Annotated in this window: 9 protein-coding genes; 4 read left to right on the top strand and 5 right to left on the bottom strand. The window is 49.8% G+C overall.

The genetic code is table 11. The features are described from left to right. Nucleotides 1-117 precede the first annotated feature (117 nt). The gene (locus tag L888_RS0110745) at nucleotides 118-396 is read right to left on the bottom strand and encodes a helix-turn-helix domain-containing protein (RefSeq protein ID WP_004585710.1); all 279 of its coding nucleotides are present in this window, start codon (nucleotides 394-396) and stop codon (nucleotides 118-120) included. 221 nt (nucleotides 397-617) lie between these two features. Between L888_RS0110745 and L888_RS0110740 the strand changes: the two genes are divergently transcribed. Next, complete coding sequence (locus L888_RS0110740) at nucleotides 618-971, top strand: helix-turn-helix domain-containing protein (RefSeq protein ID WP_027952897.1); 354 nt, start codon at nucleotides 618-620, stop codon at nucleotides 969-971. Further along, entirely contained in the window at nucleotides 955-1,275 is a 321-nt protein-coding gene (locus L888_RS0110735; protein WP_021672582.1) for a helix-turn-helix domain-containing protein, read from the top strand. The genes L888_RS0110740 and L888_RS0110735 overlap by 17 nt, the downstream gene beginning before the upstream one ends. A 75-nt stretch (nucleotides 1,276-1,350) precedes the next feature. Here the strand turns inward: L888_RS0110735 and L888_RS0110730 are convergent, their stop codons facing one another. The 4 genes from L888_RS0110730 to L888_RS0110715 form a co-directional block, all read right to left on the bottom strand. Continuing rightward, complete coding sequence (locus L888_RS0110730; protein ID WP_027952896.1) at nucleotides 1,351-6,843, bottom strand: helicase-related protein; 5,493 nt, start codon at nucleotides 6,841-6,843, stop codon at nucleotides 1,351-1,353. Further along, complete coding sequence (locus L888_RS0110725) at nucleotides 6,830-7,261, bottom strand: DUF1896 family protein (RefSeq protein ID WP_027952895.1); 432 nt, start codon at nucleotides 7,259-7,261, stop codon at nucleotides 6,830-6,832. Before L888_RS0110725 ends, L888_RS0110730 begins: the two co-directional genes overlap by 14 nt. A gap of 137 nt (nucleotides 7,262-7,398) precedes the next feature. After that, nucleotides 7,399-9,528 carry a type IA DNA topoisomerase gene (locus tag L888_RS0110720; protein WP_027952894.1) on the bottom strand — a complete coding sequence of 710 codons (2,130 nt, stop codon included), beginning with the start codon at nucleotides 9,526-9,528 and terminating at the stop codon, nucleotides 7,399-7,401. Nucleotides 9,529-9,562: 34 nt separating this feature from the next. Continuing rightward, a complete protein-coding gene (locus L888_RS0110715) occupies nucleotides 9,563-10,957 on the bottom strand; it encodes a DUF3945 domain-containing protein (protein WP_027952893.1) in 1,395 nt (464 codons plus the stop codon). 284 nt (nucleotides 10,958-11,241) lie between these two features. On the opposite strand from L888_RS0110715, the gene L888_RS0110710 reads away from it, so the two are divergent. Then, entirely contained in the window at nucleotides 11,242-12,090 is an 849-nt protein-coding gene (locus L888_RS0110710) for an AraC family transcriptional regulator (RefSeq protein WP_027952892.1), read from the top strand. A 96-nt stretch (nucleotides 12,091-12,186) separates the two neighbouring features. Further along, a partial coding sequence (locus L888_RS0110705; protein WP_027952891.1) for an MATE family efflux transporter occupies nucleotides 12,187-13,219 on the top strand: 1,033 nt, incomplete at its 3' end.

Below are 13,219 nucleotides of genomic sequence, written 5' to 3'. Positions count from 1 at the left end.
ATTCCCTTTATCATGCGGTCGCTCGCGTTGAGAAAGTGCGCAATCTCTTCGTTGTTCTTGGTCTTTACATCGTTGTCCATATTTTACATCGGATTTAGTGGTGATACTATTCATTGGTCATAAAGCGGAGGATTGTTCGAGCAGTTTCCCGACATCCTCCGGCTTGTAGAACATCTTATACCCTATTTGCGTATAGGGCAGCATCCGGTTGCTGCGGTAAGTTTGCAGGGTACGCAAACTGATGTTCAGGATTTGACAGACATCCTGATTGTCCAGCCACCTGCCCATACGCTTTTCGTCACACTCCCGACACAGGGCATCGACTTTGGCGGTCAAAATGCGGAAACACTCCATCATGGCTTCATACGTTTTCTTCTCGATTGTTATTACTTCCATATTTCTGTTCGTTTTAAGATTACACTTTGTGCAAATGTACTTACGGAGTAAGTATTCAAAAGCAGCTTTTCCCTTACTGCGTACTTGTGGCTTCGATATGGATACTTTTGTCGTATGGCTTTTGGAATCATACAGAAAAATCTCTATTCAGTACATATTTAGCATACAATCCGGACGATTTTAACTCCCGAACTTTGCAGCATAATCAAATTCAAAGCGTCATGGATGTCATAACAATCGAAAGTAAAGCCTACCACGAACTGATGGGCAAGATAGAGAAAATCCTCCGTTATGTAGAGAAAGAGGAAAAGGCAAAGATAGAGTACGAAAACCGCCTTGTTACCAACGATGAGTTAGCCGAGATCCTCGGTATCAGCAAGCGTACCCTTCAGCGTATGCGCAGTACGGACAGAATCAGCTACAAGATGATTTATGGGCGTTGCTACTACGACCTGCATGACATCGAGAAGGCGATACGCAACAAGAGCCTGTACTGCAATCCTCAGAACCTGAAAGAGCTACGGCATAACTTCGAACTTAAAAGCAGGAGGGTAAAGGATGGAACTATTGGATAGAGAGACTTTCCTTGAATGGATGGAACGCATCATGAAGCGTTTTGATGAGTTGAAACAGACGGCTCCCGACATCCCCCAACGCCCGATGATAGATGGAGAACCGCTGCTGGATAACCAAGAGGTCTGTCTGATGCTCCAAATCAGCAAGCGCACCTTGCAACGTTATCGGGCATCGGGTACACTTCCTTTCCACATCGTTTACCACAAGACGTGGTATTTGGAATCGGAAATCCTTGCCTTTATGCAAACCCACTTTACGGAGAACCTCAAACGCAAGAGGAAGAGAGTGCCCAAAGACACGTAATTTTGGATTGATCGCAACAGCAAAGCTCCCGTTTTGTCGTAATGACAAGTCGGGGGCTGCTGCTTGAATTACAGATTACATTTTCGGTCTGACGATAAACACCTTTTCTGTCAGAGACGGCGGTAGTCCGTCCATTGCGGGCTGTGTAGCAGAGCTACTCTGCCCATTGCTTTCCAACGGTCTGTCGGTTTGAGCCACGGAGGTGCTGACGGAGGAGGCGGCGACAGTCGGCTCAATCGGACGTGACCGTTCCATTTCTTCCCTCGCTCTTTCGCCATCCTGCATCATTTCCACTTCCTCTTGCGTACTCTCCGACTGCTCAATGGGCTTTAGAGAGAGCTGTATTTTTCGGTCAAGGGCAGCAAGTTCCGTTTTGAGGTCTTTGAGCTGCTCTTCCTTCTTCCAAGATCCGTTCACGACCTCTTGCAAAACAGGAATATCCTTGGCTATCTTTTCCGTGTCCGCCTTAAACTTCTCAATCAAGCCGGGTATCTTCTCCAAGGCGTTCAGGAAATTCATACTGGCGAGTTGCGGGTCTGCCGCAATCCTACCATTGTTGTAACTGTACTTCATTCCGCTTTCTCCCATAACGAAGAACTTGTTCTGCGAAAGGTCGAAAAGGTCTTTGGAGGAGGACTCCGTCTTGACCACAAGATTAAATCCGTAGAGTGTTCCGATATTGAAATACTCTCCCCGTGTGCAGGCTTTCTCGTTGATTTCCGCAAGCTTGGCGGCAATGCGTTTCGGGTCGCTTCCTTCCACCCCTTTGAGTGTTATCGGGTTGAGGATATTGCCCTCCTTATCCTTCTGTACACGACTTTGGTACAAGTCCCAGTCGCTTTGGAAACGGGCTATCAATTCCTTGTTTCCGTCCACCGTTCTCATAACTTCGTCCAATCGGCTTCGGGAGGATGATTTACTGCGTATGAACGCCTGCCGTTCGCTGTCCAAGCCGGCAATCTTCTTTTCCAATTTTGCCTTTTCCAGCAAGTCGGTATTGCCCGAGAGGATGGCGACATATTCGGAAAAGTTCATTCCCGACTTCTCGTCCATACTTCCCTCATCAATGGTACGGCTACCCATACGGTTGTTTTTAAGCTGTTCGATGAAGAGTTGCTTGTTGTGCAACAAGTTGAATTTATAGCTGTCAAGCGACTTCTCCACGGCGTAGATGATGACATCCACCTTATTGTCCGCATGAAATTTGGCGACCTCGTTCCCCTTACGCACGGCTCTTCCGTCCCTCTGCTCCAAGTCGGAAGGACGCCACGGTGTGTCCAAATGATGGATGGCAACGGCACGCTTCTGGGCATTCACGCCCGTGCCGAGCATAGAAGTGGAACCGAACAATACACGGATTGAGCCTTCATTCATCCCTGCAATGAGCGTCTTTCGAGCCTTGTCGGTCTTGGCTTCCTGAATGAAGCGTATCTCCTGAGCGGGAATGCCGTGGTCTTCCACCAATTTGCGTTTGATTTCGCTGTAGGGATTCCACTCGCCCGGCTTGTATGTGCCGAGGTCACTGAACACAAACTGCGTTCCTTTCTGCTCATTGAACTTGCGGTAGTACTCCGCAATCTTGGCGGCACAGTGGGAAGCCTTGTTGTCCACATGATCTCCGTACCTGTTCGGGTCGATGAGCCTCAAATCCAAGCTCATCTTCCTCGCCATATCTGTGGCAATGAGCATCTTGGCTTTCTCCTCCCGTTCGGAGAGCGGTGCGCGGCCGAGCAATTCCGCATTACCCGTCTTGGCAAACTCCACCAACTTGGCGATAAACTCCTCCTGTTCGGGTGTGGGCGGTATGTTGTGCATAATCTCCCGTTTCTCCGGTCGGTCGATGCCGATGTCCTGCGCTGTCCGGTAATCAGTGATTTGAGCGTAGAACGCTGCCAACTCCGGCACTTTGATAAAATAGCGGAAACGCTCTTTCTGCACGATTTCGTTGGTGACGGAGAACTCATAGTCCACCGACTTCTTGGCGAAGATGGCAGCCCACGCGTCAAAGGTCTTGATGTTCTGTGCTTCGAGGGCTTGGGGACGCAAATACTTGAACAGCAGGTACAACTCCGTAAGTGAGTTCGATATGGTCGTCCCCGAAAGGAAGGTTGCTCCCAAGTCTTTCCCCGTCCTTTCCTGAATGGTTCGTATGGCAAAGAGCATATTCAAGGCTCTTTGGCTGCCCTCGCTGTTACCCAACCCTGCCACACGGTCGTGGCGGGTGTTGAACATCAGATTTTTGAACGTATGCGACTCGTCCACGAAAAGGTGGTCTATACCCATTGTCTTGAAATCCACTATATCGTCCTTGCGGTTCTCTATCTTGAACTTGATTTCATCCAGCTTCGCCTGTAAATTCATCTGCCGCTTGACAAGCCCTTTCTCCATCGCACGGGAGATGCTGCGTCCCTGCTGACGCAAAACCTCCAAGTTCTCTTCCACGCTGTCCAGCTCGTCCTGAAGGATTTTCTGCTGTATCTCGTCCGACTGCGGTATCATGCCGAACTGGTCGTGCGTGAGGACAATGCAGTCCCAGTTGTTGTTCTTGATGTCGTGGAAAATCCGTTGTCGCTTGTCGGGCGTGAAGTCGTTCTTGCCCGGATAGAGCAGTTTCGCATTCGGGTAAGCCGTTTGGAAGGTCTGTGCTATCTCCTGCACGTTGGCTTTGAGAGCGAGTATCATCGGCTTGTTTGCCAAGCCGAGCCGCTTCATCTCATAAGCTGCGGTACACATGATAAGCGTCTTTCCTGCTCCCACCTGATGATCGCAGATACCTCCCCCGTTGAGTTTAAGCATCCAAACGGCATCTTTTTGGCTGCCGTACAAACTCTCGATGCCCAAGCCTTTCAGATTGAGGTCAGGGAATGTCTGATGGGAACCATCATACTGAGGACGCACAAAACAGTTAAAGGTATTGTTGTAGAGTTTTTCCAATCGCTCCTTGAACTCATCGCTCTGCTCGTTCAGCCAATCGGTGAAGCCGTTTCGGATCTCGTCGATTTTAGCGTTTGCCATCTGTATGGCTTCGGTATCCCGAACCTTGACCTCCTTGTCGCCGACCATGATTTTCTTGGTGATGTCGGGCGTTGTATTCAGCAAGGCGTGCTCCATCAGGGCAATGCCGTCGTAGCGACGATGTTGCCCCCGTACACAGAACCTGTCCCAGATATTGGCATTGTGCATCCGTGCCTCCACGGAGTATTCGTCCGCACTTGAATTGTAGCGTACCGTCACTTCCGTGTCGAAGAGGTGCGAGGCATAGTCTGAGTAGAGATTTACGGGAATCCATCGCTCCCCGAAGTTGAAATCCAAGTCCACGAAAGGTATCGGTTCGGGGATGGCATCTTTCAGCGCCTGCAAGGAGGCTTGCGCCCTTGTGTCTTCCGGATGCTCCAAAAGGTATTGTTCGATACGCTCCGATGCGGCGACCACATTGCCCGATATGAATTTCTCGGCAATTTCATACTCTCCCTCCAAGGGATTGTAGTAAATCCTGCCGTGCAATTCGGAGAGCATCTCCTCTTCGGAACTTTCGGGAAGCAAAGAGAGCATATACTCGGTGTCCACCGCTCCGAATTTATTGAGTGAAGCCGAGAGCGCCTCTTGGGCATTGCCCACCTCTGTCACTTCGTGCAGGCTGAAGGAAACGGGCTGATGGAAAATATCGGCTTTGAGCGTTTCTTTATCCACCTTCCGTTCCAAGAAGAGGATTTCCCTGCCACCGGCATCCATCAGGATCTGCTCGTGGTTCTTGCGGTCGTTCAAATGTCCGTACTGCCGCACGAAACGGTCGTACAGTTCATTGAGGTTCTGTCGCAGGGATTCATTCGCCACCTTGCGTTCCGCTTCATAATCATAGAGGGCGTGGTAGGCATCCCGCAGGTCTATGTAGAGCAACATTTTCTGTCGTTCTTGGGACGGGAGGTCTATGGGCTGGAACATGCGGTTGTCCTCCATATCACGGACAAGCATTCCGACCTGAAAGTCCGAAGCCAGCAAAGACCCCTCTTTGAGATGTTCGTGCCATACTCCCTCATAGGAACGCTGCTGCATCCCTTTCTCCTTGTCCTGCTGCCACCACAGCTCGTTCGTGTCTTCCAGTCCGTGTGCCGTCTCATCGCTTTGTGAAACCTCGGAAAATGGGGGAGGTGAAGCGACAGGCTTCTGTTTTGTGGCAGCTTTACGTTTGGGCTTTTCTTCCGGGATAACATTGCCGAAAAGGTCGAGCAATTGTACCTGTGGTGTGACACTGCTTCGAGGGTGTTCTACAGGCTGTTCCTCTCTCGGTTGCACTACTTTTTGGTGTGGTTGTTCCTCTGTCGAAGCGGCTGGTGTAAGCGTTGGCTCTTCCTGCTTGACTTCGGGAGAAGCGGAAACGGGAACTTTGGGCTGCTCCTGAATGAAGATGTGCTTCTGGTACAACGCCATATCCAAGCGTTTGGCTAAATCCGCCCGCAGGATTTTTCCCATATCGGTGGCGATGCCTTCCGCTCCACCCTCGTGATGGAACAGGATGGCGGGCTTGCCGTAAGGGTCGGTGTCCTGCTTCCATTCGGTATGTACGATTTGTGACATACTCCGCAGATAGGTGTTGAACAGTACTCCGCTGGGGCGTTTCTCGCTCTTGATGAAACGCTGCTCTTCTTCGGTCAGTTCCTTTTTCCCACTCTGCTTTTGCAGGACGATAAGGTCACTGCCCACTTCCGTTCCCGCATTTTCTGTAAAGAGATTGTTCGGCAGACGGACTGCTGAAACAAGGCGGGTATGGTTCATCAGCCACTCCCTTACAGGCTCGTTCGTCGGGGCGTTCATAACACCTTGCGAGGTGATGAATGCCAACACACCGCCTTCACGGAGCATATCCACCCCCTTGACGAAGAAGTAATTGTGCAGGGACATGCGGGCGACCTTTCGGGCGGGCTCGTCCGTCTTGCTGAAAACAGGGTCGAAGACGGCCACATCTCCGAAAGGAATGTTGCTGCTGACCACATCGAAATAACCTCCGAACTTGGATTCGATTTCCTCGAAGCCCCGGATGCGTATCTTGTCTTCGGGATGCAGAGCGGAGAGCATCTGTCCCGTGAGAATGTCTTTCTCAAAACCGAAGGTAGTATGCCCTTCGGCTGCAATGCCGTCAAAAGAGCGGATGAACTCGCCCATTCCCGCTGAAGGGTCAAGGATGCGTTGGGGGACGATGCCTGCCTCCCGTAAGGAAGCGGCAATATCCCGTACTACGGGCGCAGGAGTATAGAAAGCGGTCATCACGGAGTTCTTCAGGCTCTGCATATAGCTCTTGTATTGCGATTCGGAGGTGGTGTTATCCCGAATGGTGCGATGCAGTTCCATCACCAAGGGGAATAGCTCCAACTCCGACTTGTTCCATCGGGCGATGTCCTCCATCGTGTTGGCAGGAGAGAGGATACACTTCAATGCGCCGAAGCCCGTATAGGCTTCCAATATCGTACGCTCTTCGGGTGTCGCTGTGCGCTGTTCCCGATGCAGGGCAAAAATGGTCTTGATGGCTTCTATGTTCGCCTTTAGATGCTCCTTCTTGTTATAACTTGCCATCTTCTTCGAGTTTTAGTTGAACAAACCCCGTAATCTCCGTATAGAGGGAGTTGTATTCGGGCATATAGGCGAACTCGTCTGAAATCGAATACTTGGCGAAGATGCTTTCTAAGAGCGGGCGCAGGCGGATGGCGGTCTCCCTGACAGCTTCAAGCGGCACTTCAGCAGAGAACTCGTTCCAAAGAACAGAGGAGATGGTATCATGGTGGGAAAAGTGCAAACCCGCATAGAGCGTCTTATTGGCGATGCCGATACATTCGGCTATGGGAAGACCGGTATCGAAGGCTTCGGCATAGGCTTCGGAAGCGGCTGCCGCACGTTCCTTGATAAAAGGAATGTCATCGGCTTTTTCGGGATGGCTTTCCCGAAGAAAAGAGAGCAGGGATAGCTCGTAGTATGAAAAATGAATGGCTGTCATATCTGTAATTTTAATGGGTATATAATGCAAAGGCACTCGACGTCCCCGCCGAGTGCCACCACTAAAATCCGCAGTAAAAACAACAGGATTGTTTATGACCGCATCATTCAGTGGCAAAATTAGCAAATTACGGGGATTTACCTTCGGGATTTGCCCGGTTTTTTACGCTCGGGGAAGACAAAGACCGTCTTGAACTCTCCGTCCAAGGAGAGAGAAGCCTCGAAGCTCTTGCCCGTTTTGGAGGTAAAGCCCTTGATGATGCCAGTCTCTCCGTTTACCGCCAACTGCGTCAGTTGCTCGTCCGTGAGGCTCTTGCCAGCCACGCTGCGGAAAAGCGTCAGCCCACAATCGGCATCAGAGCATTTGGCACATCGGGGATAGAAGACCAGTGAGCCTTTGCCGCATTTGGGGCAATGGATGTCGCTCTGTTTTTTGGGGAAGAGGATTTTGGAGGAGAGCAGTTCGTCGGTAATCTGTGTGGCGTAGTTTTCGATGCCCTTGCGAAACTCTTGCTCTTTCAACTCTCCCCGTTCGATTCTCGCCAAGTCCGCTTCCCACTGTCCGGTCATCTCGGCATTACCGATTTTCATTTCCCTAACGATGGAATAGACGGCAAGTCCTTTCTCAGTAGGGACGAGCGACTTCTTTTGGCGCACCATGTACTCGCGTGCAAAGAGGGTTTCGATGATGGCGGCACGGGTAGCGGGCGTGCCGATACCGCAATCCTTGAGCTGCGCACGCAATTCTTCGTCCTCCAACTCTTTGCCCGCCGTCTCCATCGCTGCCAACAGCGAACTTTCCGTGTGCAGGGGCTTGGGCTTGGTCGTTCCTTGTGCCAGCGAACAGGCACAGAGCGGAAGTTGCTTACCTTCCTCCCATTGAGGGATGATGATGCCTTCTCCATTCTCCCGACTTTTCCGTTCTTCGGCTTCCGCCTGCTCCTTGTCTTTTTTTCTGCTGTTTTTGAGGACGGCACGCCAACCCTCTTCCTTGATGATTTCACCTTTGAGGATAAACTTCACATCCTCGCAGGCGGCAGTAACCGTACTGACATCCTTCACGCAACGGGCCGAGAAGGCTTCGAGCATACGTCCGACTATCATATCGTAGATGGCTACTTCCTCTCCGAACATGTCTATCGGCTTCTTGCCCGTAATGAGCAGGGCGTGGTGGTCGGTCACTTTCTTGCCGTCCACCGAATGCGCATTAAATTCGGTCAGTCGGCGGGCATGGACACCCCAGATGGGATGGTCGTGCAAAAAGGCTATCAGGGCAGGTATTTCGGCAAAGACATCTTCGGGAATATATCGGCTGCCCGTGCGAGGATAGGTGATGTATGCCTTCTCATAGAGTTTCTGCGCCAAGGAAAGGGTCTGTTCCGCCGAATAGCCGAACCGGCTGTTCGCTTCTTTCTGTAAAGTGGTCAAATCATACAGAAGCGGTGGTTCCTGCTTGGTCTCCTTGCGCACAATCGTTTCTACAGTGGCATAAGGAGCCTGTTTGAGTTTATCATACAGGGCGGTGGCTTCTGCCTTATCGAACCAGCGGTCGGCGGAGGAGAAACGGAAACTCTCATCACCTTCCTTTACGGCAAGGCTGAGTTGCCAGAATGGCTGTGGCTCGAACTTCTTGTTCTCCAAGAAACGGGAACAGACCATACAGAGGGTCGGAGTCTGCACCCTGCCCAATGAATAAGTGCCTCGTCCTGCTGCAATGGATATGGCTTGGGTGGCATTGATGCCCACTAACCAGTCGGCTTCGCTGCGGGCACGGGCGGCATAATAGAGATTGTCATACGCCGCTCCGTTCTGCAGACGGGCAAGCCCCTCTTTGATGGCTTTGTCCGTCAAGGAACTGATCCATAGTCGCTCAAAAGGTTTGGCAATGCCGAGATACTCGTATATGAACCTGAAGATCAACTCACCTTCCCTTCCTGCATCGGTGGCTACGATAATGCCTTCGCACGCTCGGAATAGTTTTTCGATAACTTTCAATTGGGCGACTGCCCCAGCGTCGGTTTTATAACCTTTGCCCTCCTTTATCTGACGGGGAATAAGGGTAAAGACGGGAGGAAGAATCGGCAGGTTCTCTTTGTGGAAACCCTTGATGCCGTAGGCTTCGGGCATGGCTGCCGTTATCAGATGTCCCAGTGCCCAAGTGACGGCATAGCCGCCTCCTTCAATATAACCGTTCTTCTTGTTGGTTGCCCGAACGACACGGGCGATTTCACGAGCTACGCTCGGTTTTTCTGCTATGATGACTTTCATTTGTTCTTACTTTTTGGATATTAGTGGTGGCGGATTACATTTTCATTCCCTTGGAACGCTTTTTCTCTTCTTGCTTTTGTTCCTGCCCCGTGGTAGGCTCTGTTTGTCCCTGCTTGAGCGGCTCCTTCACATGCTTGGTAGCCTCATTGGTCTTGCCTTCGGAATTGACAGCGACCTGCGTGCGGGAAGCATTGTCGGGAGTAATCTCTTTGGCTTGGGACTTGTCGGGGTTCCATTTGAGGAAGTCGAACTTGTTTTTCTCAAAGTTCGGACGCACATAGGCATTGAAAGGCTCTCCCTTCTTGTCGATAAGCCCGGTCATATAGACCGTCTGACCTGCTTTGAGTTTCGCTTGCTCTTCGGGAGAGATGTCACGTCCCAGCATCTTCTTGGGGACACGCAATTCTTTCTGCTCTGACTGTCCCTGCCCTTCGGGGGCTTGTCTTTGATGTTGTTCCTGTTTGAGAGAGCCGAAACGAAATTCAATCGACCGCTTGTCGGCATTGAATTGAAGGTTGGCATTGAAATGCTTTCCCGTTTTGGAGATCATACCCTCCACATAGATACTCTTGCCTTCTGACAGTTCCTTTTTCTGCTCATCGCTCAGCTTCACACCCTTGATTTCATCGGGGATGCGTACCCGGTCGGCACTCAGGGCGATGATGTCGTTCGTCAGGCGGTCAATACTCACGAAACTGCGGGTCGGCTCCTCTTTGCCGGGGAAGGTCAGCTCCACGGTGCGACCGAGATTGCCCGTTTCTCTGAGGGCTTTCTTGTCCTCGTCGGTGAAGGTATGCCCGAAGAACTCGCGCTCCAATTGCGGCTCCTTGCGGATGGCATGGACAACGGGGATAAATGTACCGTCTCCGGAGGCTTTCAGAGAAAGACGGGCATCGGTGTAAAGGGAGACTTCTCCGATTTTGATTGCGATGGGAATAAGTGGAGTCTTGCGGTATTGAAGTAGGTCATCAAGATGCTTGCCCTTTTCGAGACTCTCACGGCTTACACCCATCTGCTCGAACTGCTCCCACTTCACCTTGTCGGGGTCAATGCCTTGGAAGGACTGCTTCTGCTCTCCCGCATAGTCCGAAGGATTGATACGGGCGGAGTCCAGCATCTCCTTATTGGAGGGGACATCCGGTGCTTTGAGCATCTCCGAGAGCACACGTGCACTGGCAACGGCACTCTCAAAAGGCACTTTGAAGAAGTTCAGCGGTGTGGGATGCTTGAACTGACGCATGAAGTTGGAGAGGAAATTCTCCAGCGCATTGCTGTGCTTGTCGAACTTCAGGAAACTCTGTTCATGCTCGGCGGTGGGCGGAACGGTTCTCAGCCCGCCTTTCTCGTCCGTACCTGTGACGGCTTTGAGATTCTCGTCCTTGGAATCTTTCACCAAAAGGACTTCTTGGTCTTTGATTTTTTCGTCCATATTACAATGTATTTAATAACACCAACAGCGGTGCACGGACAAAAGTAAACCAAAGAAACCGTGTGCGTTATAGGTTATAAATAACTGCGTACTTGTGGCGCCGATATGGATAGAAGTGGCAAAAAAGAGGTATGGTTCTTGAGCCATACCTCCATATTATCAGTTCTCTTTTTAATCGTATTGATGTGTAGTTCGAGTTAAAAGATACTTTATAATTCATTATTCTGCATTATTATGATTACCTTTGTAGGTCTGATAATCAAAAAACAATACCCGAAAGATATATGTCTCGGTTACCCATCCATAGAAGTTCACAACTCTCAGATTTCGGAGTCTATTTGAAGACTGTCATCTCTCGGACATCGGCATCTTCAGACAGATACGCCTTTTCTCATACCGACGATTATTATTTCTTTGGCTTCATAGAGGGTGGGCAATGCTGTCTGAATATTGATTTCGAGGAATACACTTTCGAGAAAGGAAGTCTGGCTATCATTCTACCCGGGCAGGTGCATCGTATCATCGACGCTTCCAATCTTTCTGCAAAATTTCTGGTTATCGACTCGGTATTGGTGGATAAGGAGGAAAAACGAACGCTTGAGAGATACGGTCGCCCTCAAATACAACTATCCGACATATCGGAACAGAAACTATTATTATCACTTCTTGACTGCAAACTGAGTGGCATGAAAAATCCATCTGCCAAAGCAGTCGTTCAGCGACTGACCACCGTCATTGTAGGGTTAGTCGTGGAGAACATTGTAAATGCAACGATAGCTCAATCCAAATTGCAGGGGACAGTGACCAGACACAAGGAAATAGTATGGGAATTTCGGGATTTGTTGGAAAGCAATATCCGAAGCAAACGTTCGCCATCATTCTATGCCGGGCGGCTGAACATTACCGTTGCCTATCTGAATGAAGCTGTAAATTCTGTTCTGGGGACAAGTGTGAGCCACCATATCCAAAACGAGATTATTTTGTTGGCTAAACGTCAATTGGTCTATACTACAGATTCCATCAAAGAGATTGCACATAGTTTAGGCTTTAACGATTACTCCTACTTCACACGGCTGTTTACCAAGGTTGCAGGCGTTTCTCCCACGCTCTTCAGAAGGACTTACCACGAATAGTGCTATCATTACCATTGTCCGTCTATTGTGACAGCTTGTATCCCACCGTACCTTTGCAGCGAACTTTATTCACTTAAAAAGATACGGATTATAAGGATGAACAACGCTGTGAATATTTTGCGAGACGGAAGTATGATGAAAGCCCTGACAAAGTTGGGGATACCTATTGTCATCGCAATGCTGATTATGGCAATATACAATGTGGTAGATACTTTTTGGGTTGCACGTCTTGGAACTCTTCCTGTCGCCGCTGTATCGGTTGTTTTCCCTATATCGTTGTTATTTCTTGGGATAGGACTGATGTTCGGTGTCGGAGGCGGAGTGTATATATCCCGTCTGTTGGGAGCGAAACAGGTTGTCAAGGCAAGTCAGGTCGCTTCCGTCTCAGTGATTACCTCTGTGATGTTGGCAGCTCTCATTGCCTTTGTGTGCAATGCGTTCCTGCCGGACATCCTACTTTTCATGGGAGCAAACGAGGAGATGATAAGTTTGGCAGAATCCTACGGCAGGCTTTTTATCATCAGTTGTGTCATAGGAACATTGAATGTGTCCATGTCCAATATCATTGTTTCACAAGGTGCGTCGAAGACATCTGCGTCGGCAATGATCATCGGCTCTATCGTTAATGTTGCATTAGACCCCTTGTTTATCTACACTTTCAATTGGGGTGTGGAAGGTGCTGCATGGGCAACTATTTTTTCAAGAATCATCACGACAGCTATTTACATCCGTTTCCTTACGAAAGCAGAGGTAAAAGTATCTCTTGCCTTGTTCGCTCCCACGATAAGAATATACGCAGACATCATTAAGATTGGTATCTCTATGCTCTTTTTGCAACTACTCCAGACCCTTTCCATCAGTTTGTTGCAGAAAGCCGCTGTGAAATATGGGGCAGAGGCTGTTGCGGCTGTGGGTATCGTCCTGAAAATCGTCACATTGGGAACAAACGTGGTTTTCGGATTTGTAAAAGGACTCCAACCTATGGCAGGCTATAACTACGGGGCAGGCAATTTTCAAAGATTAAGGGAAGCGGTGTGCTGTTCTCTGATACTCACAACCTCGTTTTGTGTGCTCTGGAGTATTCTTATAGTCATTTTTACCTCTCCTATCATCAGTTGTTTCGGTAAAG

Origin of the sequence: Hallella seregens ATCC 51272 (assembly GCF_000518545.1) — a bacterium.
Classification (GTDB): Bacteria; Bacteroidota; Bacteroidia; order Bacteroidales; family Bacteroidaceae; genus Prevotella; species Prevotella seregens.
This window is presented reverse-complemented; position numbering and strand designations above follow the sequence as displayed.